The 22,231-nt window shown below is 64.6% G+C and carries 18 protein-coding genes and 1 pseudogene; 15 read left to right on the top strand and 4 right to left on the bottom strand.

Going from position 1 to position 22,231, the window contains the following annotated elements; all coding sequences use genetic code 11:
* The first annotated feature begins 162 nt into the window (after positions 1-162).
* The 10 genes and pseudogenes from speB to B1A87_RS14025 all read left to right on the top strand — a co-directional run bounded on the left by speB (position 163) and on the right by B1A87_RS14025 (position 13,582).
* Positions 163-1,278, top strand: a complete 1,116-nt coding sequence (speB, locus tag B1A87_RS14070; RefSeq protein ID WP_078028569.1) for an agmatinase — start codon at positions 163-165, stop codon at positions 1,276-1,278.
* Positions 1,275-2,978: a thiamine pyrophosphate-binding protein gene (locus B1A87_RS14065; RefSeq protein WP_078028570.1), complete on the top strand. Its 1,704-nt coding sequence runs from the start codon at positions 1,275-1,277 to the stop codon at positions 2,976-2,978. Before speB ends, B1A87_RS14065 begins: the two co-directional genes overlap by 4 nt.
* Before the next feature lie 201 nt (positions 2,979-3,179).
* Positions 3,180-3,659, top strand: coding sequence for a MarR family winged helix-turn-helix transcriptional regulator (locus tag B1A87_RS14060; RefSeq protein WP_078028571.1), 480 nt, complete (start codon positions 3,180-3,182; stop codon positions 3,657-3,659).
* Between the two features lie 41 nt (positions 3,660-3,700).
* Entirely contained in the window at positions 3,701-5,326 is a 1,626-nt protein-coding gene (locus tag B1A87_RS14055; RefSeq protein WP_313902507.1) for an MFS transporter, read from the top strand.
* 166 nt (positions 5,327-5,492) lie between these two features.
* Positions 5,493-7,226, top strand: coding sequence for an ABC transporter ATP-binding protein (locus tag B1A87_RS14050; protein ID WP_078028572.1), 1,734 nt, complete (start codon positions 5,493-5,495; stop codon positions 7,224-7,226).
* Positions 7,223-9,286 (top strand): ABC transporter ATP-binding protein, encoded by a 2,064-nt coding sequence (locus tag B1A87_RS14045; RefSeq protein ID WP_078028573.1) that lies wholly within the window; start codon positions 7,223-7,225, stop codon positions 9,284-9,286. Before B1A87_RS14050 ends, B1A87_RS14045 begins: the two co-directional genes overlap by 4 nt.
* 53 nt (positions 9,287-9,339) lie before the next feature.
* Complete coding sequence (locus B1A87_RS14040) at positions 9,340-9,768, top strand: thioesterase family protein (protein WP_078028606.1); 429 nt, start codon at positions 9,340-9,342, stop codon at positions 9,766-9,768.
* 22 nt (positions 9,769-9,790) lie between these two features.
* Positions 9,791-10,033, top strand: coding sequence for a PLDc N-terminal domain-containing protein (locus B1A87_RS14035; protein ID WP_347033966.1), 243 nt, complete (start codon positions 9,791-9,793; stop codon positions 10,031-10,033).
* Positions 10,034-10,087: 54 nt separating this feature from the next.
* A pseudogene (locus B1A87_RS14030) lies at positions 10,088-12,339 on the top strand (McrB family protein).
* The gene (locus tag B1A87_RS14025) at positions 12,326-13,582 is read left to right on the top strand and encodes an McrC family protein (RefSeq protein ID WP_260680852.1); all 1,257 of its coding nucleotides are present in this window, start codon (positions 12,326-12,328) and stop codon (positions 13,580-13,582) included. Before B1A87_RS14030 ends, B1A87_RS14025 begins: the two are co-directional and overlap by 14 nt.
* On the opposite strand, the gene B1A87_RS14020 is transcribed toward B1A87_RS14025, so the two are convergent.
* Positions 13,579-13,863, bottom strand: a complete 285-nt coding sequence (locus B1A87_RS14020; RefSeq protein ID WP_078028575.1) for a hypothetical protein — start codon at positions 13,861-13,863, stop codon at positions 13,579-13,581. The two genes, B1A87_RS14025 and B1A87_RS14020, sit on opposite strands and share 4 nt — an antisense overlap.
* Before the next feature lie 392 nt (positions 13,864-14,255).
* Between B1A87_RS14020 and B1A87_RS14015 the strand changes: the two genes are divergently transcribed.
* Positions 14,256-14,804 (top strand): TetR/AcrR family transcriptional regulator, encoded by a 549-nt coding sequence (locus B1A87_RS14015; protein WP_078028609.1) that lies wholly within the window; start codon positions 14,256-14,258, stop codon positions 14,802-14,804.
* Between the two features lie 60 nt (positions 14,805-14,864).
* On the opposite strand, the gene B1A87_RS14010 is transcribed toward B1A87_RS14015, so the two are convergent.
* Positions 14,865-16,529: a cell wall metabolism sensor histidine kinase WalK gene (locus B1A87_RS14010; RefSeq protein WP_078028576.1), complete on the bottom strand. Its 1,665-nt coding sequence runs from the start codon at positions 16,527-16,529 to the stop codon at positions 14,865-14,867.
* 101 nt (positions 16,530-16,630) lie between these two features.
* Between B1A87_RS14010 and B1A87_RS14005 the strand changes: the two genes are divergently transcribed.
* Positions 16,631-17,386 (top strand): response regulator transcription factor, encoded by a 756-nt coding sequence (locus B1A87_RS14005; protein WP_185982337.1) that lies wholly within the window; start codon positions 16,631-16,633, stop codon positions 17,384-17,386.
* A gap of 20 nt (positions 17,387-17,406) precedes the next feature.
* Here the strand turns inward: B1A87_RS14005 and B1A87_RS14000 are convergent, their stop codons facing one another.
* Together B1A87_RS14000 and B1A87_RS13995 are read right to left on the bottom strand one after the other, a co-directional pair.
* Positions 17,407-17,832, bottom strand: coding sequence for a very short patch repair endonuclease (locus B1A87_RS14000; RefSeq protein WP_078028577.1), 426 nt, complete (start codon positions 17,830-17,832; stop codon positions 17,407-17,409).
* 28 nt (positions 17,833-17,860) lie between these two features.
* Positions 17,861-18,295, bottom strand: coding sequence for a pyridoxamine 5'-phosphate oxidase family protein (locus B1A87_RS13995; RefSeq protein WP_078028578.1), 435 nt, complete (start codon positions 18,293-18,295; stop codon positions 17,861-17,863).
* Positions 18,296-18,519: 224 nt separating this feature from the next.
* Between B1A87_RS13995 and B1A87_RS13990 the strand changes: the two genes are divergently transcribed.
* From B1A87_RS13990 to B1A87_RS24010, 3 genes are all read left to right on the top strand, one after another.
* On the top strand, positions 18,520-20,247 hold the full coding sequence (locus tag B1A87_RS13990; protein ID WP_078028611.1) for a cytosine permease: 1,728 nt from the start codon (positions 18,520-18,522) through the stop codon (positions 20,245-20,247).
* Between the two features lie 463 nt (positions 20,248-20,710).
* A complete protein-coding gene (locus tag B1A87_RS13985; protein WP_144275818.1) occupies positions 20,711-21,184 on the top strand; it encodes a DUF6318 family protein in 474 nt (157 codons plus the stop codon).
* Positions 21,174-22,112 carry a PKD domain-containing protein gene (locus B1A87_RS24010; protein WP_260680851.1) on the top strand — a complete coding sequence of 313 codons (939 nt, stop codon included), beginning with the start codon at positions 21,174-21,176 and terminating at the stop codon, positions 22,110-22,112. The genes B1A87_RS13985 and B1A87_RS24010 overlap by 11 nt, the downstream gene beginning before the upstream one ends.
* Positions 22,113-22,231 lie beyond the last annotated feature (119 nt).

The raw sequence follows: 22,231 nt of genomic DNA, 5'->3' as shown, positions 1-22,231 counted from the left end.
CGCTGTGGAAGCGGACCGGGCCGTCCGCCGCGCGTTCATGCCCCGCAGTGCCGCATACCCCGCCGTCGGAGATGTTTGTAAACAGATGATGCGCATTAGGAAACTTTGAGTGTATGATGGCTGTCACACCCAACCTTTCATCCTCGAAGGAGAGGCGTTCCTTTGGAAGAGCTGCGCATCGAAGCCAACGGCAACCTTGGCCCCATCGATTCATCCCGTATTCCCCGCTACGCCGGGGCGGCCACGTATGCCCGCCTGCCCCGCCTGGACCAGGTGTCCAAGGCGGACATTACGGTGGTCGGCGTGCCGTTCGACTCCGGTGTTTCCTACCGCCCGGGCGCGCGTTTCGGCGCCAACCACGTCCGCGAAGCCAGCCGGCTGCTCCGCCCGTACAACCCGGCCTGGGACGTCAGCCCGTTCGAAAACTGCCAGGTGGCCGACGCCGGCGACATGGCCGTCAACCCGTTCAACATCAACGAGGCCATTGAGACCATCCAGCAGAACGCCCTGGACCTCACCGCCGCCGGCAGCAAGCTGGTCACCCTGGGCGGGGACCACACGATCGCCCTGCCGCTCCTCCGTGCCGCCGCCGAGCGCGCCGGGGAGCCTGTGGCCATGCTGCACTTCGATGCGCACCTGGACACCTGGGACACCTACTTCGGGGCCGAATACACGCACGGCACCCCGTTCCGCCGTGCGGTGGAGGAGGGCATCCTGGACACCGAGGCCATCAGCCACATCGGCACCCGCGGCCCGCTGTACGGCAAGAAGGACCTCGACGACGATCACCGCTTCGGCTTCGGCATCGTCACCTCGGCCGACGTCTACTACCAGGGTGTCCTCGAGACCGTGGCCAAGGTCCGGGACCGGATCGGCAACCGCCCGCTGTACATCTCCGTTGACATCGACGTCCTTGACCCCGCCCACGCCCCGGGCACCGGCACCCCCGAGGCCGGCGGCATCACCAGCCGTGAGCTGCTCGAGATCATCCGCGGCTTCCGCGGCATGAACCTGGTGGGTGCCGATGTCGTGGAAGTCGCCCCCGCGTACGACCATGCGGAAATCACGGGCGTCGCCGCCAGCCACGTGGCCTACGAACTGGTGACCCTGATGGCGGACAACACCGTCGCAGGGGACCGGTTTGGTGCCGACACCGGCTACGCCGCCCAGTCCCTGGGACAGGAAGCGCGGCGCCCGGCCGGGTTCGCCGCCCCGGGAGCGCCGAACCGGGCCGCCGAACGCATCGAGATCTCCGAGGCAGCGGGGGCCGTCAAGTGATCGACTTCGACCCCGGGACGGCAGCCCCCACCAAGGGGACGGACGTCCGCAACGGCGGGGATCTCGTCGTCGAAACCCTTGAAGCCCTGGGCGCGAAGACTGTCTTTGGCATTCCCGGCCAGCACGCCCTGGGCCTTTTTGACGCCATGGGGCGCGGAAACCTCCACTTCGTATCCTCACGCGTGGAGAACAACAGTGCCTTCGCGGCGGACGGCTACTCCCGTGCCACGGGCGAAGTCGGCGTGCTGTTCCTGTCCACCGGCCCGGGCGCGCTGACCTCGCTCGCCGGGCTGCAGGAGGCCTATGCAACCGGCGTGCCCATGGTGGTCATCGCCAGCCAGATCCCGCTCGAGGGCCTCGGCGCGCGCCGCAAGGGCATGCTGCACCAGCTCGATGACCAGAAGGCCTCGGCCGCGAACGTCACCAAGAGCCAGCGGCTGATCCAGCACGCCTCCGGCATCCCGTCGGCCATCCAGGATGCCTGGACCGAGGCGATCTCGTCACCGCAAGGCCCTGTCTGGCTCGAAATCCCGCAGAACGTGCTGCTGGACCCCATCATGGTGCCGCCCGTCGAGGATGCGCTCGCGGAAGCGGCGGACAACCCGCCGCGCGTCGAGCTGGTCCGCGAAGCGGTCAAATGGCTGTCGACGGCGGAACGTCCCGCCATCATCGCCGGCGGCGGAACGCGCCGCGGCCGGGCGGAAAAGTCACTCCTCTCCATCGCGGAGAAGCTGCGCGCCCCGGTCATCTGCACCCCCGGCGGCAACGGCGCCTTCCCATGGAACCACGAGCTGTCGCTGCAGTCCTGGATCGAGGACCGCCACATGACGGACCTGCTCGAGGACGCCGACGTCCTGATCGTTGTCGGCTCGTCGCTGGGTGAAGTAACGTCGAACTACTTCACCTTCGAACCGCGCGGCAGGATCATCCAGATCGACGCCGAACCGCGCGTCCTGGAGTCCAACAGGCCCGGCCTGGGCATCCGCGCCGACGCCGGCCAGGCCCTCGCGGCGCTGGACGCGGCACTGATCGAGCCGCACGGGGAACGCGCCAACTGGCATGGCACACCGCCCGAGGACCTGGTCCGGGAATCGGTGGCCAAGGTCAGGGAACGGCTTGAATCCCAGGACCTCGGCAAAGAGCTCAAATTCATGGCCGATATCCGTGAAGCCGTGCCCCCGGAGATGCAGACGTTCTGGGACATGACCATCTCTGCCTACTGGGGCTGGAGCTGCTGGGACGCCCGCGAGGGGCAGTTCCACTCGGCCCAGGGCGCCGGCGGCCTGGGCTACGGCTTCCCGGCGGCCATCGGCGGCGCCGTGGGGCTGGAGACGGTGGGCAAGTCCGGCGCCTCGGCGCGCGTGCTGGCCGTGTCCGGAGACGGCTCGGCCATGTACTCCATCTCGGAACTGGCCACGGCCAAGCAGCACAACGTGCCGGTCACGTGGCTGATCGTGGACGACGGCGGCTACGGCATCCTGCGCGAGTACATGGTGGGGGCGTTCGGCAAGGCCACGGCCACCGAACTGGCCCGGCCCGACTTCGTGAAGCTCGCCGAGGCGTTCGGCGTGCCGGCCACCCGGGTGGCGCCGGAGGACGTGGGGGACGCGCTCAAGGCGGGCTTCGCCGCGGACGGCCCGAACGTCGTCGTCGTCGAAACCCTGCTCCAGATGTTCGCCCCCACGCACCTGGCCCCGTAGCCGCACCAGCAACCTCCTAAGCGCGAACAACTCAGCGCGAACTGGCAGCTAATGACCTCTCAGCACGAATTTGAGGTCATTAGCTGCCGGTTCGCGCTTCGTGTTTAAGGGCAGGTTTACCGGCCGGCAGAGCAGTTAGTTTCCTAAAGCAACCATTTAAGGGTATAGTTGCCTAAGGCAAGCGATTAGGAGCAGTCCGTCATGGCAGTCGAGCCAAACACCGCGGCAGAACTAGTCCACCAGATTTTCGACCTTCAGCGGGCAGTCCGGTGCGTTGCTGTCGCCAATGCGCGCGGCCTGGACACCGGGGTGGCGCTGCAGGGGGTCCTGCGGTTCGTGGGGGAGAAGGAGTCCCGCGCAACACACCTGGCCGCGCGGCTGGGAGTCAGCGCACCCGTCCTCAGCCGGCACATCGCCGAACTCGAAGAGCTGGGGCTGGTCCACCGCAGGCCCGACCCCGAGGACGGGCGGGCGCAGCTCGTCGCCCTCACCGAGGCGGGGCGGGCCAGGCTGGTCGAAATCGAGGAGCACCGCACCGCCACCCTGCAGGGTTACCTGCAGGGATGGAGCCAGCAGGACGCCGAGGAGACGGCGCGAGTTCTCCGCAATCTCGCGGGATCCCTCAGGGACTCCGCCCGGGCAAAGACGGCCGGACCCATCACAACGAACCCCACTTTCTAGGAGATTCAGTGTCGATCCAGACATCTGCGCCGCCCGCGGCGATGACCCATCGCCAGATCATGGAAGCCCTCACCGGCCTCCTGGCCGCATTTTTCACCGCCATCCTCAGCAGCACCATCGTGGCCAATGCGCTGCCCACCATCATGTCTGAGCTGAAGGGCACGCAGACCGACTTCGCCTGGGTCATCACCGCAGCGCTGCTGGCCAACGCGGCCACCACGCCCATCTGGGGCAAGCTCGCCGACCTCTTCAGCAAGAAGGTCCTGGTCCAGCTCAGCATCGTGATTTTCGTCGCCGGATCGGTCATGGCCGGCCTGTCCGCAACCATCCCCCTGCTACTGACTGCACGCGTTATCCAGGGCGTGGCCATGGGCGGGCTGACGGCGCTGGCACAGGCGATCATCGGATCCATGATTCCGCCGCGCGACCGCGGCAAGTATTCCGGCTACATGGGCGCCGTCATGGCCGTCGGCACTGCCGGCGGACCCTTGCTCGGCGGTTTCATCGTCGACAGCCCGCTGGGCTGGCGCTGGACATTCTTCGTCTGCGTGCCGCTCGCCGTCGTCGCCCTGGTTCTGCTCCAGATCACCTTGAAGATCCCGCACATCAAGCGTCCCGCCAAGATCGACTGGCTCGGTTCCATCCTGCTCACGTCCGGCGTCAGCCTCCTGCTGATCTGGGTTTCGTTCGCGGGTAACCCTGACTACTACGACTGGTGGTCCTGGCAGTCGGCCCTGATGGTGGGCGGCGGCGTGCTCCTGCTCGCGCTGCTGGTGTTCGTGGAGTCCAAGGTGGCCCAGCCCATCATCCCGCTGAAGATCATTTCCGAGCGCACCACAGCACTGGCCATCGTCGCCTCCGTCGCAGTCGGAGTGGCCATGTTCGGCTCTTCCACCTTCCTCGGCCAGTACTTCCAGGTTGCACGCGGCGCCACGCCAACCGAGGCCGGCCTGCTGACCCTGCCCATGATCGCCGGCAACCTGATCGGCTCTGTGGTTTCAGGACTCCTCATCAGCCGCACCGGCAAATGGAAGCGCTACCTGGTTGTGGGCTCCATTCTCCTCATTGGCGGACTGGGTCTCGGCGGCACCATGGACCACACCACCGAACTCTGGCAGGCCGGCATCTTCATGGCCATCCTGGGCCTGGGGCTCGGCATGCTGATGCAAAACCTCGTCCTGGCCGTCCAGAACACCGTCAGCGCACGCGACATCGGCACCGCCAGCGCATCCGTGGCCTTCTTCCGGTCCGTGGGCGGCGCGATCGGCGTCTCGGTCCTGGGCGCCGTCCTCGGAAACCGCGTCAAGGAACTCGCCGCCCAGGGATTCGCAGCGGCCGGCATCCCCGTGGGCGGCGGATCGGCAGGGGCTACGCTCGACCTCGCCGACATGCCTGCCCCCGTGCGGGACATCATGCGGGCAGCTTACGGCGACGCAACGGCCGAGATCTTCCTGATCGCAGGCGTTATTGCCGTGGTGGCGCTCATCGCCGTCCTGCTCATCACGGAGCGCCCGCTGCGCCGCACAGTGGACATCCAGCCCGCCACCCACGCCGCAGATGCCGCGCAGGGTCCGGCCGGCACCGGTGAGGCGGCGGAGCGTGAAGTACAGCCGCGTGAAGCACGGCAGGAAAGCCCGACGGCGGAACTCACCTCAGCGCGCAACTGACCCGCAGCCTGCTGCGCGCCCCGAGCGTACTCCGTGGGGATGATCTTCGCCTGCCGATGTTTCGCACGGGCAACGGATTTCGTAGAGTGGGAAGGCCTAGGATGTCAGACCGGGCTGATATTACTTCCAGTACCAATTCGCGCTCTCTCCCAAAGGATCCGTGAGCATGCTCGTCACCCTCATACGGCGCTATTCCAAACCGTATATGCCGTACATATTGGCCGTTATTGTTTTTCAATTGGCGTCCACCATCGCGGCCCTCTACCTGCCAAGCCTTAATGCCCAAATCATTGACGAAGGCGTTTCCCGCGGCGATACCGACTTTATCTGGCGGACGGGCGGCGTCATGCTCGTGGTGGCGTTCATCCAGGTGGGCGCCGCCATCGCTGGTGTGTACTTCGGCTCCAAGACGGCCATGGCCGTGGGGCGCGACCTGCGCCGCGGCGTTTTCCGCAAGGTGACCAGCTTCTCCGCCAAGGACGTCAACACGTTCGGTGCACCCACGCTGATCACCCGCGGCACCAACGACGTCCAGCAGGTGCAGATGCTGGTGCTCATGGGTCTGAACTTCATGGTCTCCACCCCCATCATGTGCATCGGCGGCATCATCATGGCCCTCCGGGAGGACATCAGCCTGTCCTGGCTGGTGTGGGTCTCGGTGCCGGTGCTCATCGTCGTCGTCGGCTACATCGTGGTCCGCCTGATGCCGCTGTTCCGGTCCATGCAGAAGAAGATCGACCGCATCAACGAGGTCCTGCGCGAGCAGATCATCGGCATCCGCGTGGTCCGGGCCTTCGTCCGGGAGCCCTACGAAACCGAGCGTTTCGGCGAGGCCAACAAGGAACTGACGGACGTCTCCCTGAAGATCGGAGCGCTGTTCGTCCTCATGTTCCCGGCCATCGGCATGATCCTCCACCTCTCCACGGCAGCCGTGCTGTGGTTCGGTGGCCAGCGGGTGGACTCCGGCGACATGCAGGTCGGCTCCCTGACGGCCTTCCTGCAGTACCTGCTCCAGATCCTCATGGCCGTCATGATGGGCACGTTCATGGCCATGATGATTCCCCGCGCGTCGGTGTGCGCGGACCGCATCGGCGAGGTGCTCGACGTCGAGCCCTCCATCCATGACCCCGCACACCCGGAGACGCCCGCGGCACTGGAAGGCGTCGTGGAATACCGGAACGTCACGTTCGCCTATCCCGGGGCGGAAGCCCCCGTCCTGAGCAACATCAGCTTCACCGCCCGCCCGGGGGAGACCGTGGCGATTATCGGCTCCACGGGCGCGGGAAAATCCTCGCTGCTGTCCCTGCTGCCCCGGCTGTACGACATCGCCGAAGGCGAGGTGCTGCTCGACGGCGTCTCCGTCAGCAAGCTGGACCGGGCCGAGATCACCAGACGCGTGGCCCTCGTACCGCAGCGGCCCTACCTTTTCTCCGGAACCATCGAGCACAACCTGCGCTTCGGCAAAACCGAGGCAACCGACGAGGAACTCTGGGACGCCCTGCACGTGGCGCAGGGCGACGGATTCGTCCGGGACAAGAAAAACGGCCTCGCGTCCCGGATCGCCCAGGGCGGCACCAACGTCTCCGGCGGACAGCGCCAGCGCCTGTGCATCGCCCGGGCTCTGGTGACAAAACCCAGGGTCTACCTCTTCGACGACTCATTCTCGGCCCTGGACGTCGCCACCGACGCCCGGCTCCGCGCAGCCCTGAAGCCCACCACGGCCGACGCCACGGTGATCATCGTGGCGCAGCGGATTTCCACCATTACTGACGCGGACCAGATCCTGGTCCTGGACAACGGCAGGATCGTGGACCGCGGCACGCACGATGAACTGCTGGAAACATCGCCCACCTACCAGGAAATTGTTGAGTCCCAGCTGAGCGTGGAGGAAGTGGCATGACGGCCGACAAGAAGGGCGCACGCCTGGATAAAGCATCACTCGCGGAGCAGCCGGCCACGGACGCCACGGAGCTGGAGGACGACGACTTCGTCGAGGAGGAGTACAAGCCTTCCGAGGCGGACGGCGGCATGTTCGGCGCGATGCCGGCGAAGAAGGCCCAGAACTTCTGGCCCTCCGCCAAGCGGCTCCTGAGGCTGCTGAAGCCCGAGGCCGCGGGCATCTACGTCGTGGTGGCCATGGTCATCGTGTCCGTGGTTCTTAACGTCATCGCGCCCAAGGTGCTCGGCCAGGCCATGGACGTCATCTTCGGCGGCGTCGTAGGCAAGCAGCTCCCCGGCGGAGCCAGCAAGGAGCAGTTCGTCGAGGGCCTGCGGGCGCAGGGCCAGGACAACTTCGCCGACATGATCTCCCGGATGGAGCTCGTCCCTGGCACCGGAATCGACTTCCAGAAGCTGACCGTCCTGATTTCCGCAGTGCTGCTCATGTACTTCGTGGCCAACATCTTCCTGTGGCTACAGGGTTACGTGCTGAACCGGATTGTCATGAAGGTCATCCGCCAGCTCCGCGACGACACCGAAAAGAAGCTCAACCGGCTTCCGCTGAACTACTTCGACACCCGCCAGCGCGGCGATGTCCTGTCCAGGGTCACGAACGACGTCGACAACGTCCAGCAGGCGCTGCAGCAGGCTTTCGCCCAGCTGATCAGCTCGGTGCTCACGGTCCTAGGCATTGTCATCATGATGTTCATCGTCTCGTGGCAGTTGGCCCTTATCGCCCTGATCGCACTGCCGCTGTCCGGCGTGGCCGCCGGCATGATCGGCGCGCGCAGCCAGAAGCTGTTCGCCGCGCAATGGAAGAACACGGGCGAGCTCAACGGCCAGATCGAGGAGTCCTTCTCGGGCCACGACCTGGTGCGGGTCTTCGGCCGCGACGCCGACATGCTGGAGCGCTTCGAGGAGCGGAACGAGGCCCTGTACAAGGCCAGCTTCGGCGCCCAGTTCGTCTCCGGCATCATCTTCCCGGTCATGCAGTTCGTTTCCTACCTGAGCTACGTCGGCATCGCCGTGGTGGGCGGCCTGCGCGTTGCCTCCGGCAGCATGAGCCTGGGCGACGCCACGGCGTTCATCCAGTACTCGCGCGAGTTCACCCAGCCGCTGGGCCAGATGGCGGGCATGGCCAACATGCTGCAGTCCGGCGTGGCCTCGGCCGAGCGCGTGTTCGAGTTCCTGGACGCGGACGAGCAGGACCCCGAGACCGCCACCGAGCACCTGCCGGCCAAGACCGACGGGCACGTGGAATTCCGGAACGTCACCTTCAGCTACACCGAGGACAAGCCGCTCATCGAGCACCTGTCCTTCACGGCCGAGCCCGGGCACACCGTGGCCATCGTCGGGCCCACGGGCGCCGGCAAGACCACCCTGGTGAACCTCGTCATGCGCTTCTACGAGCTCAACTCCGGTTCCATCACGCTGGACGGCGTGGACGTCACACACCTGAGCAGGGCCGAGCTCCGTTCGAAGGTGGGCATGGTGCTGCAGGATGCATGGCTGTTCGGCGGCTCCATCTACGACAACATCCGGTACGGCAAGCTCGACGCCACCGAGGACCAGATCATGGCGGCGGCCAGGGCCACGTTCGTGGACCGCTTCGTCCGGGCGCTTCCGGACGGCTACGACACCGTCATCGACGAAGAGGGCAACAACGTCAGTGCCGGCGAAAAGCAGCTCATCACCATCGCCCGGGCCTTCGTGGCCAACCCGTCACTGCTGATCCTGGACGAGGCAACGAGCTCCGTGGACACCCGCACCGAACTCCTGGTGCAAAAGGCCATGGCGGCGCTGCGCACCGACCGGACCAGCTTTGTCATCGCCCACCGGCTCTCCACCATCCGCGATGCCGACACCATCCTGGTGATGGAGAACGGCAAGATCGTGGAGCAGGGCAACCACCAGGCCCTCCTGGCGTCCGAAGGCGCCTACTACCGGCTGTACATGTCCCAGTTCGCCGGCGCGGATGCTGAGGAAACGCCCGTGGACGACTCGACGGCGGTGCACAGCTGAGCGCGGCCGGATCCGGAAGCCCCGACCCCCGGCGCATCGAGGTGCTCGTCCCGATGCGCTGGGGCGACATGGACGCCTACGGGCACATCAACAACGTGCAGATTGTCCGCATGCTGGAGGAAGCCCGCATCGGCGCCTTCGGTCCGCCGCGCGGCGCCGGACTGCCCGGCGTTGAACCGCACGTCTCCCTATTCAACGATGTTCCCGCGGGCACCATGGCGCTCATCGTGGACCACCGCATCCGGTACGTGAAGACGCTTGAGTACCGGAACGTCCCCGCGGTGGTCCAGGTGTGGATCGGTGCCGTCAAGGGTGCCAGTTTCGACATTCACTACCTTGTGCAGGACCCCGTAACTCGCGACGATTGTGTGAAGGCCTCAAGTCATCTCGCCTTCGTTGATGAAGCCAGCGGAAGGGTCCTGAGGCTGACGCCGGAGCAGAAGCAGCGGCTGGAGCCCTTCACCGAACGCAGGGAGCCTTAACCGTGGAAAGGGAGCCGCAGCTGTGAAAAAGAAGAAGACATCCTGGAAGGACATGCCTCCGGCCGCGCGCATTGGGACGGTGATTGTGGGCGTGCTGCAGCTGGCATTCCTCGCGGCCGCCCAGCGGGACATCTCACGCCGGCCCGCGGAACAGATCCGCGGCTCGAAAGCCGTCTGGCGGATGGTCACGCTGATCAACTTCATCGGCCCCGGCAGCTACTTCGCGTTCGGCCGGAAGCCCCTGCCAGAGGCTACCCGGAGGTAGCTTTCCCGGCCGGCGTGGTGCTGGCGTTCAGCTTAAGCCTGTAAATTTGGAGGCATGACCCCCGCCACGAAGCCTCCCCTGCCCCGTGCCCTCGGAATCTCCAAAGAAATCGAAGACGCAGCATGGTTCGTGCTCGGGGCCGGGCTCCAGGGCAAGCCCTCGGCCATGGACGGGCGCACGCAGACGTGGACGTCGGACGCCGCCGCGGAGGTCCTGGAACGGCTGCAGCGGGGAGTGGCCGACGCCAAGGCGCCCATGATGACCAACCTGCGGCACAACCTTGAGGACGCCTCCCGCGCGGCGAAGCTGCTGGCCGTGGAACTGTTGTTCCTGCAGTCGCTGCCGCTGGCGCACGAGGTGAAATCGCTCAAGGTCAAGCGGGCCAGGGTTGCCGAAGCCGCGTCCTGGCTGGAGCCCGCGCTCAAGCTTCCGGACGAGCTCTACCAGGGCATGACCGACCACGGCGTTATCCGGGACCGGACGGCCGAGTTCAACTGGACCATCTGGGACCACCTGAAGTGGCTGTGCCGGTTTGTGCAGCACGTGGACCAGCAGCCCGCCCCTGCCATCAACAAGGCGCTCAAGGATCCGCTGGCCTTCCATGTGCTGGCCGCGGGCACGCCGGAGGACCAGCCGGCCATCCGGCGGAGCGTCGAATACCTGGCGTGGCCCAGCTACTTCGAACCCGTGGTGGCTGACGTCGAACGCCAGGAGATCCGGGACGCCTTCGCCTCCCTCGTGGGCGGTGCCAAGGGAGACAGCGACGAAGAAGTCACGGCCGACATCCGCCGCATCCGCCTGCACCTGGATGAGCAGGCAGGCCAGCGCATCGACTGGTACTCCCGGCAGCTGGTGAGCCAGTGGCGGAAGGTGGGGGACCCGGGCCGCCGGGCCTGGCTGCTGCGCACCCATCACGACAACGCCGAACTCCTCACCGCCTGGCAGGACGAGGAGAAGGTCACCCTCGGCGTCGAACACCTCCGCCTGCTGGACGCCGGCGTCACCGCTGGGCTGGTCCAGCACGCGGTGGACGAGGACTACAAGCACCTCGGCTACGTGGAGCGGGAGGACACGAAGACGGCGGTCTTCGCTTTCCTGACCGTCATGAAGCCGGGCGACCTGGCGCTCTACCAGAGCTCAGGGGCAGTCCGGATCGGCGTCGTCCTGGGCGAGCCGGACCACAACGAGGACAACCGCCGGATGCGCCGCAAGGTCCGCTGGTTCGACGAGGCCCACGCCACCGCCGACCTGCCGCGCCACGTCCAGCGCCAGCTCGCCACCGCCGGAGATGTGTATAAGAGACAGTGACCCGCGTGGTGCAGGCGCTGTCTCTTATACACATCTAGATGTGTATAAGAGACAGGGCGGAAACGGAGCCCGACGGCGGCACCGAGCCGGCCGCCGTCGCCCTTTCCGTCCAGGACGGGTTCCGTCCGCTGACGCAAGAGTTCGCGGACTCGCTCCACATGGACCTGGACCCGCTGCAGGAGATCGCCGAACTGCTGGAGGAAAACCGCCAGCTGGTCCTCTACGGCCCGCCGGGAACCGGCAAGACCTACCTCGCCAAGCACCTGGCGGCCGAGCTCGCCCAGGACAGCACCGACGAGCGCGTGAAACTGGTGCAGTTCCACCCCTCCTACGCGTACGAGGACTTTTTCGAAGGCTACCGGCCGGACAAAACCGATGAGGGCCAGGTGTCGTTCAAACTGGTTGCCGGGCCGCTGCGCCGGCTGGCCGAGGAAGCTGCGAAGCCCGGCAACGAGTCCAAGCCGTTCTTCCTCATCATCGACGAGATGAACCGCGCCAACCTGGCCAAGGTGTTCGGCGAACTGTACTTCCTGCTGGAATACCGCGACGACCGCATCTACCTGCAGTACAGCCCCAACGAGCCGTTTACGCTCCCGGACAACCTGTACATCATCGGCACCATGAACACCGCAGATCGCTCCATCGCCATGATGGACGCCGCCATCCGCCGCCGCTTCGCGTTCATTGAGCTGCATCCCAAGACCGAGCCGGTGAAGGGGTCGCTGCTGAGGTTCCTGGAGGCACGGCAGCTGGACACCACCCCGGCCCTGCTGCTGGACGCTCTCAACGATGCGATCGACGAGTGGGACCGCGACCTCATGATCGGGCCGTCCTACTTCATGAAGAAGGCCGCCCAGACCCCTGCAGGGCTGCGCCGGATCTGGAAGTACGAGCTCATGCCGCTGCTCGAGGAGCACTATCACGGGCAGCTGAACCGCGCGCAGCTGGAAGAACGCTTCGGGCTGGACCAGCTGCTGGGACGCCTTGCGGATCGCTAGTCCCGCAGCCGGCCGCGGCCAGGCAACCGCGCCGCGGCACATCGTGGTGGACGAGCTGTCCGGCGGCGTGGTGGAAAAGCTGGATGCTGCCAGCGCGGCGTTCCTGAACGCGAGCGGACTGGCGAAGGCCTCGCCCATGGGCATGGGCCTCTATCGTATCGAGCCGGTGGGCATGGTGGGATCCGTGCGGACGCCGCTGGTGCAGCTCGATGTGCGGCCCAAGGGGAGGCTGGGGCTCAGCAGGCTGCTCTTCCTCCTCAGCTTCGCCGGCGACCAGGGGTTCCGCGACGATCCCGTCGCCGCCGCCGAGGACACCGAGCTGTGGAGCGCGCTGGCGTCATCCCTCGCGCAGCTCGCCGAGCGTGCCCTGCAGCGCGGCGTGCTGCAGGGCTACCTCACCGTGGACGAATCCCTGAGGACGGTGAAGGGCCGGATCCGCATCTCGGACCAGATTTCGCGGCGGCCAGGCATGCTGGTGCCGTTGGAGGTGTCCTACGACGAATTCACCGAGGACATCGCGGAGAACCGGATCCTGCGTGCCGGCCTGGAACGCATGTCCCGTGTCCCCGGGGTACGGCCCGACGTGCTCAGCCGGCTGCGGCAGCTCAAGGGAAAGCTCGACGCCGCCACCCGGCTTCAGTCCGGCGCTCCACTGCCGCCGTGGCGGCCCAGCAGAATGAACACCCGGTACCACGCGGCGCTCCGGCTGGCCGAGGTGATCCTCCGCAACTCTTCCGCCGAGGCAGGGGAGGGCCGGCACCAGACAGCATCCTTCGTGGTGGACATGGGCAAGGTCTTCGAGGACTTCGTCGGTGCGGCGCTGCGGCAGGCCATGACGGCCTTTCCGGGTGAAATGAGGCTGCAGTTCGACGCCATGCTGAACGAGGCCGTCCGGGATTCGGACCGGCTGACGGTGCGGCCCGATGCTGTGCACCTGCTGGGCGGCCGGCCCGTGGTGGTGTACGATGCGCAGTACAGGGCCCGTTCGGACCATGGCGCATCGCTGTCGGCGGACCATTTCCAGATGCTGGCCTACTGCACCGCACTTCGCGTGCCCACAGCCTGGCTGATTTATGCCGGGGCCGGGGAAATAAAGCTAAGGCGGATCCTCAACACGGATATCGACATCGTGGAGTTTCCGCTGGACCTGTCCCTGCCGCCGTCGGAGATTCTGGCCGCAATAACTGATTTGGCTGAGCAGTCCTGGGGAGAAGTGGTGCGGCAGGCGAGCATCACGCGCTAGGGGAATTCTGCTTGATCGTCCTCGGGCCGGCCGTGCAGGGACAGCAGGTGATCCAGGAGGGCTTTCTCGGGGCGGCCGGCGTTTTGGGCGAGGCACTCACGCAGCCGGCTTCGGATGCAGGCGCCTTCCGGGGCGGGATCGCCGAGAATCGACCAAATGATTCCCATGACCTGCCGCCGGAGCGGGACCAGGTCCGGGTCCTGTGCCGCGCAGACCGTCGGGGGCATCGCCGGCAAGTCCGAGAAGTACCGCAGTTCCACCGGAATCAGTTCCTGCGACATGTCATTCTCCCGGACGTCTGGCAATTCACGTGCGGCTTATTCCGCATAAGCGGTGCGTCACGTTCTTGATAATTCAGTTCTCGATGCGTCGACTTCGCGGCCCGCCAAATTCGAGGGTCCAAAAAGGACAGATGACCTTTGAAAACCATATCGCAGGACAGACAAGTCTGTCTCGCTTTTGCGATAGGATATTAGCAATGGCCGATTCATACAGTTCAGGATCACCGCGCGCCGGAATTTTTCCTTCCGGCGGGCTACAGTCCGGCCCGGAAACCGACGCTTCCCTGGCCGGTGCCGCTGGATTGGATGCCGCAGGCATAGATGCCCCGGCTTTGGTTCCCACGGTCTCGGGTTCCGATGCGCCCGGTGCGGCCACGGCCGGTGCAGCCGGGATGCGGGAACGGATCGTCAACGCGGCCTATGATCTCTTTGCGCGCCGAGGCGTCCGCGACGTCGGCATCAATGAACTCATCAGTCGTTCAGGCGTCGCCAAGGCCACCTTCTACCGCCACTTCGCCTCCAAGGACGAGTTGGTGCTGGCTTTCCTCGAGCAGCGCGACCGCGTGTGGACGGTCAATGCAATTGTGGGCGAAGCGCGGCGCCGGGCGGACACGCCCGAGCAGCAATTGCTTTCGATCTTCGATGTTTTCTCCGATTGGTTCCGCCGCACCGACTTCGAGGCGTGCTCCTTTATCAACGTGCTCCTGGAAATGGGCTCCACGCATCCGCTGGGCCGGGCGAGCATCGATTACCTCGCAAAGATCCGCGGCCACGTGAAGCAGCTTGCGGACGAGGCCGGTCTCGAGCGCACCGAGGATTTCTCCCGGTCATGGCACATCCTGATGAAGGGCTCCATCATCTCCGCCGCCGAAGGTGACCTTGAGGCAGCCATGCGGGCGCGCCAGCTCGCCGGATGGCTGATCGAGCACCACCGGGCCTGACCGAAGGCAGCCCGCCGGCACCGCTGGTTCAGGTCGGCACCACTGGTTCAGTCGGCACCGCTAGGCCGGCACCGCAAAAGTGAAAGTGGTGCCTTCCCCTACTTCGCTGTGGAGCGAAACGCTGCCGCCGTGGGCTTCCACGATGGCCTTGCTGATGGACAGTCCCAACCCCACCCCGGGAATCGCGGAATTGCGGACAGCGGCCGAGCGGAAGAATTTGGCGAAGACCTCCTCCTGGTCGTGTTCACTCATCCCCATCCCGGTGTCGCTGACGCTGCAGACCACGTGCCCGTCCTCGGACCTCAGCGAAACCATCACGTCACCGCCGTCCGGCGAGTACTTGATGGCATTCGACACCAGGTTATCCAGCACCTGGGAAATACGGGCTGGATCGACGTGGGCGGCCACCCTGTCGGGGGCGTCCGCCATCAGCCGGATGCCCGAAACGGCGGCCCGCGGCAGTGCGGCTGTGACGCTGGCCCGGACCAGGTCCGCCACGTTCACGGCCAGGGGGCTGACGATCAACTGTCCGTTCCTGCTGGACAGGAGATCCGAAACCAGGGTGAGGAGCCGCTCCGAGTTCCGGTGGATGATCTCGAGCGGCCCGCGCTGGTACTCCGTCAGGTCGTCGTCGTCATCCAGCATGAGTTCCACGTAGCCCAGGATCGAGGTCAGCGGGGTCCGGAATTCGTGGGAGACGTTGGAGACGAAGTCGTCCTTGGCCGCCAGGGCATTCACGAGTTCGGTGACGTCGCTGAACACGATGACCGAACCCGCGAAGTTCCCGTCCTGGTCCCTCATGGGCCTGGCGCTCGTCGTGATGGCTCGCTGCTCGCTGCCGTGGCCGAGCCAGACGAGGTAATCGGTGAACTCCTCGCCCAGGATGGCACGCCGGACGGGCCGCTGCTCCACGGGAACAAGCGTGCTGCGGTCGGCCGCGAAGACCAGAAGCTCGGATTCATTGGGATCGGCGTTGCCGGCTGGAGTCGCCAGCTTGTGATGGGCACGCTGCTTTCGGTTCATCAGGATGTCATTGCCGTCGGCATCCACGGCGAGCACGCCCAGGTGCACTGTATCCAGCACGGTGTTAAGCAGCCGCTCCTGGCCCTTGCTGTCATCGAGCACCCCGCGCAGCTGGGCGTCCTTTTCCTCCAGATCGCGCTGCTGCCGGACCATGCTGAGGGTCATCACCGTCACCGAAACGCCGATCCCCAGCATCATGACCGGAAGGAGGAAGGACCTGGCCAGGTCCTGTCCCGTCACATCCCCACGGATCATCAGCGGCACCCAAATGATGGCCAATGGGCCGAAAAAGGAAATCCCCACCGCGGTTTTGGGAAATACCCCTGAGGCGCATAGCCAGATCACCGGGAAGACAGCCATGAGGCTGATTCCGGTCAGGCTGTCCTGGCCGCCCTCCCTGCCGAGCGCGATCGAGACCAGGTCCAGGATCGGAAGCACCAGGAACGCCGGGTACGGCAGCTTGTCCCACGGCACGGCGTAACAAAGCAGCAGAATGATCCCCTGCGACAACAAGAAGCTGATGAATAACGGATTCATGAGCGTCTCTGGGAAGAAAGCCAAAATCAGGAACGCGGTGATACCAGCCGTTACCGAGAGCGGCATCTGGCTTAGCGTTACGCGGCCCCGCAGGGAGTACTTATGGAACGGCCGCCGGAAGAGAAGGATTCTGCCGGAAGCGTCCTTCCACGTTGGACTGCTCATGGGTGCTTGTCCGATAGGGCGGGGCCGAAGAAACGCATACCTGCAGGATACTGGGCGGGAGCTATACTGCAGACGGGATGTAGCGGGCTGAGGGGGCTGCGATGGGTGATGCACGCGTGGGACTGGTCATTGAAGATGATCACGATATTCGCGAACTGGTGCGCGTTGTACTGACGCAAGCCGGTTTTGACGTGACCGCTGCGAGCAGCGGAGCCGAAGGCGTTCTGGCCGCCAAGGAGCTGGACCCCGCGGTCATCACGCTGGACCTCGGCCTGCCCGACATTGACGGGTTCGAGGTGGCACGGCAGATCCGTCAGTTCTCCGACGCGTACATCGTCATGCTCACCGCCCGCGCGGAGGAACTGGATACCCTGATCGGTCTCGAGTCCGGCGCGGACGACTACCTCACCAAACCCTTCCGTCCCCGGGAGCTGCGCGCCCGCGTCGCGGCCATGATGCGACGCCCGCGTTCGACGCCGGATCTCGCCGAAGAGACCGGCGCACCCTCCGCTGCGGCCAGTGATGAGAGCCTCTTCAGCCACAACGGGCTGGACCTGAGCTACGACTCCCGCACCGTGACCGTGGATGGCAAGGAGCTTAGCCTGACGCGCACCGAGTTCGACCTGCTGCATGCCCTCCTGGAGGCCGGCCGCATGGTCCGTACCAAAGCGGACCTGGTGCGCCGCCTGCGGGACGAACCGTACGACGTCGGAAGCTACATCAGCGAGGCCGACGAACGATCCGTCGAAGTGCACATGGGCAACCTGCGCAAGAAACTCGGTGACTCCGCGCAGAGCCCGCGTTGGCTCCAGACCGTCCGCGGCGTCGGCTACAGGCTCGCCCCCGCTGAACACTGACCACGCCGGCCTCGGTGCGTTCAGTCGCTAGCGAGGAATTGCTCGAGTTGCCGCTCCAGGGCTGATGCGTCCCGCAGTTCGCACTCCCACACGGTGAGCACCTCCCAACCGGCGCTTTCGAGCTGACGGCGCTGATCGGCGTCGCGGTTCCTGGTCTTTGTCCGCTTCGCCTCCCAGAATTCCGCGTTGGCTTTGGGGGAGTGCTGGCCGGCCTTGCAGTCGTGGAAGTGCCAGAAGCAGCCGTTGACGAAGATGACCTTGCGCCTGGCGGCGAAGACAAGATCGGGGTTCCCCGGCAACTTGGTGCCGCGGGAGGCACCGTGCAGGCGGTAGCGGTAGCCTTTGGCATGCAGGAGGCTGCGCACCAGTAATTCGGGCTTGGTGTTCTTGCCCCTGATCCGGGACATGTTCCAGCTGCGCTGCTCAGGTGTCAGCCGGTCCGCCATGCTTCAAGTCTAGGCTTGCTGCGGCTTGCTAGATTTCCCGTTCGGGCTGTTCCCCAAATTCGAAGTGCCGGCCGCTGACCGATCCTGGATCGATCTCCACGTAGAAGTCCTTGAGCGTGGGGACCCATGACGCGAGTCCGAGGGCCTCCGCCTCCGCAATTTCTGCGGACTTGCTCAGAACCCGTGCCGTGCCGCGGAGGACCACGGACCACGCCTGGTCTGACATGATGCCGTCCGTTTCGAAGAGGACGTGGTCGTTGATGGTCACTTGGGCCAGCTTGTTGCCGGGCGCAGTGCGGAAGTACAGCTTCCGGCGGCTCGTCACATAGTTGACCGGGAAAATATCGGGTTCACCCGCAACAGTGACCACGAGGCGGCCGTGCTTGGTGCCCTCCAGCAGCTGCCAGCATTGTTCGTCGTCGAGGATCAGGATGGGGTCGCCGTCTGCGTGGTTGAACATCATGGCTCCATTCTTCTACGTCTTGTAGAAAAACGATAGGGATATGAGGAAATTTTCCCAGCCGTGGACGTGAATCCGCCACCGTCCTGAGTTTGGGATACCCCGCCGGCGGAGCCCGCGGAGGAAAGCCTTGGATCTTTAACACCTTTGTAATGGCCCCGTGACGGGTCCGTCTCACGCGGTGACTAGCGTCAGCAAGGACCAACTGGCGACGAAAGCGATGAATGATGACCAATGATCTGAAGGACACCGAACTGCTGGAGCCGACGGCGGGCGGCGACACCGCCGTCGGACGCGGTCCGACCGGCAGCTCGACGGCGGGCAACGCCGATGCTTTGAGCGCCACCAAGGAAAGCCTGGAGGACTACACGCTGAGGTTCGCCCCGCGCTCCTACCGCAAGTGGAGCGCCGGGGTGGTGGCAACCAGTGCACTGGGCGGCATCGCCTACCTGGCCGATTTCTCGATCGGGGCGAATATCGGGATCGCCTATGGCACGGTGAACGCGATCTTCGGCATTCTTGTGGCCGCCGTGATTATTTTCGCCACGGGCTTTCCGCTGGCTTACTACGCTGCGCGGTACAACATCGACCTTGACCTCATCACGCGAGGCTCGGGCTTCGGTTACTACGGATCCGTGGTCACCAACGTCATCTTCGCGACGTTCACCTTCATTTTCTTTGCCCTGGAAGGGTCCATCATGGCCCAGGGGCTGGAGCTGGGACTCGGCGTCCCGCAGTGGCTGGGATATGCCGCCTCCACGGTCATCATCATCCCGCTCGTGATCTACGGGATGAACACCCTGGCCAAGCTGCAGGTGTGGACCACTCCGCTGTGGCTGCTTCTCATGGTGGTGCCGGTGGGATACCTGCTGGTGTCCCACCCCGGCAGCATCGATGACTTCTTCGCGTTCACGGGAGATTCCGGCGCCGAGGGCACCAGCCTGGCGTCCGTGATGCTGGCGGCTGGCGTCTGCCTGTCCTTGATGGCGCAGATTGCCGAACAGATTGACTATCTGCGCTTCATGCCGCCCAAGACCGCCGAGAACAAGGGCGCGTGGTGGAGGGCCGTGATCCTCGCCGGGCCGGGATGGGTCATGTTCGGAGCAGTGAAGCAGATCGTCGGCATGTTCATCGCCGTCTACCTGATCGCCAAGCTTGATCCGGCCGCCTCCGCGACGGCCAACGAACCCGTGCACCAGTTCCTCGGCGTTTATCAGGAAATGATGCCGGGATGGCTGGCCATGACGTTGGCGGTGGTGCTGGTGGTCATTTCCCAGATCAAGATCAACGTAACCAATGCCTACTCCGGCTCGCTGGCATGGACCAACAGCTTCACCAGGGTCACCAAGACCTACCCGGGCCGCATGGTCTTCGTGGTGGTTAACCTGCTGATTGCGCTGGTCCTGATGGAAGCAAACATGTTCAGCTTCCTCAACACTATTCTGGGCTTCTACGCCAACTGCGCCATGGCCTGGGTGGTCACCGTTGCGTCGGACATCGCGATCAACAAGTACCTGCTGAAGATCTCGCCGAAGACCCCCGAGTTCCGGCGCGGCATGCTGTATGCCGTGAACCCGGTGGGCTTCGTCTCCATGCTGGTATCCGCAGGGATTTCGATTGCCGTGTTCTTCGGGGCGTTCGGAGCGGGCATCCAGCCCTATTCGCCGATCTTCGCTGTGGGGCTTGCCTTGGTGTTGCCTCCGGTGCTGGCTGTCCTGACCAAGGGGCGCTACTACCTTCGGCGCACCGACGACGGGATTGACCTGCCGATGTTCGACGCCGACGGCAACCCGAGCGACGCCAAGCTCCTCTGCCACGTGAGTGGAATCGAATTCGAACGTCCGGACATGATCCGCTCCGCCCAGGACGGACCCGACGGCGAACCCCAGTATGTTTCTTCGCTCGCCTTGTCGGCCGATAAGTCGGGGGAGCTGGTGCTGCCGGCTCAGCGCTAAGGAATACGGGGCCTGTTTTGTTGGCCTCTGCGGTATTGACGGGTCCGGTGGCAAAGTGCATCGGGCCCGTTTTTTTGTGCGGTGTTCTCACGGTGCCTTGCGGAGTTTTTCTCGCTCGGAGCGGCGGCTTTGACTTTCGGCGCTGGCCGGCAGGTGGTAGAACGAAAGGGTTTGCTGGCTGTGGATAACTTTGAGCTCGAAAGTGTAGCCTCGGCTACCCTTTAACCATTGTTCGGAAACAGATGTCTTGAAACCTATCCGGGGGGATTAGCGCATGACTTCTCGTACCTTCAGTTCCGGGCGTCTGCGCCTCTCCGCGATATCCGTCCTCGCCGCTTCCGTTCTGGCGCTCAGCAGTTGCAGCAATGGTGAAGACCCTAAAAATGGTTCGAGCGGCGGGACCACGCCCTCGGCCTCGGCTACACCCACGCCGAGCGCCACTCCTACTCCCACCCCGAGGCCCGTGTATAAGCCCGCAGATGCTAAGGGCAAGGCGCAGAACGTGCCGGTTCCAGTGAAGCCAGCGTTGGCGGACAAGAATTCGAAAGAGGGCGTGGAAGCGTTCGCGAAGTACTGGTACGCGCTGCTCAATTACGCTCTTGAGACGGGAAATCTGAAGCCAGTCAGGGGCATAACTGGGCCGTCATGCGCCCTCTGTAGCAAGATTTTCCCGGGGATTGAGAAGTGGAACAAGGATGGCAAATGGATTGTAGGTGCTGGTATCCAAGTTCGTGCAGTTCAGTCGGCGTTTGTGAGAACAAGTTCGGGTGAATATCAAGTGGCGATGCAGTCGCAGCAGTCTGCCGGTTCCTTAAGGCAGGCTGACGGAACAGTGGGTCAGACCGTAACCGAGTCGCCCATGCTGGGGGACCTCATGATTGCGAAATACGTGGACGGTCGTTGGAAGGCAAACAACGTCGACAGGCTTGGCGGCTGAAATCATGCGCGCCCGGGGTAAACGCAATTGGTTCAGAGTCTTATTTTCGCTTGTGTTGGTCGGAACTATTGTCGGAATAGTGCCGGAACAATCATTTGCAGCTGACACAGATGTTTCTTGGACAGACGATGGCGTGGGTATCTGGCACTTCGACTCGGATCACCACGTTTGGGTCGATTCTCCTGGGGCATTGGAAGAAGACCCCAACGCCTACAAATTTGAGTACCTCTGTCTGGATGACGGCCGGAATAATTTCGATGTCGGCTGCCTGAATGCGGCGGTAGAATGCACGGACGGGAAAAATGGCCGTCCCGTTCGTTGGTATTCCTCCTTGAAGGCTTTTCGGCCGCCAGTCTGGAGCCAGATTCGTCCTGATCGCTGCGTCTACACGGAAGACCCGAGCGACGTCTTGGGGAGGATTGCGGCGCAGATTCAGTCAAAGTTCGAGCAGCTACCCGTTAAAGCGGGAACTGCCGGCGTGCAGCCAAGCCCGCATACTCTTCGCGGTGCTGAGACGAACTTCTACGCGGAGGCCTCGGAACAATCCTTCAGTGTGAACATGCTGGGCCAAAGCGTCGGAATTGTGGCCAAGCCAGTCCAGTACCGCTGGGACTACGGCGACGGCGCCTCGCTGGGCCCGACAACCACCATGGGTGGGCCCCTTACTCAGGATCGCTGGGGTGAGACGACGCGCACCAGCCACGCCTACGCTGCGACAGGTGACTTCAGCGTTGTGCTCACCACGTACTTCCAGGGCACATATTCAGTGAACGGCGGGCCAGCCCTTCCCATCCCCAACCAAGGCCAGTTCAGTTCGGCTCCACATACGGTAAGTGTGTGGCGTTCCGTCACGCGGAACTATGCGGACGACTGCATCGCCAACCCCCGCGGCCAAGGGTGTCCGGGAGCTGGCCCGGGCAACAGGTAAACGACCCGAACCACACCAAAAAACCAAGAACCAGATGCGGATAGGGCACTGAAGCAGCGGACCTACGAAGCGGACGACGACGGCGGTACCCCCTTGGGCGCCGCCGTCGCTGTGCTCGG

This window comes from Arthrobacter sp. KBS0703 (assembly GCF_002008315.2).
Taxonomy (GTDB): Bacteria; Actinomycetota; Actinomycetes; order Actinomycetales; family Micrococcaceae; genus Arthrobacter.
Note: the sequence above shows the minus strand (reverse complement) of the source record. Positions and strands in the feature narration are given on the sequence as shown.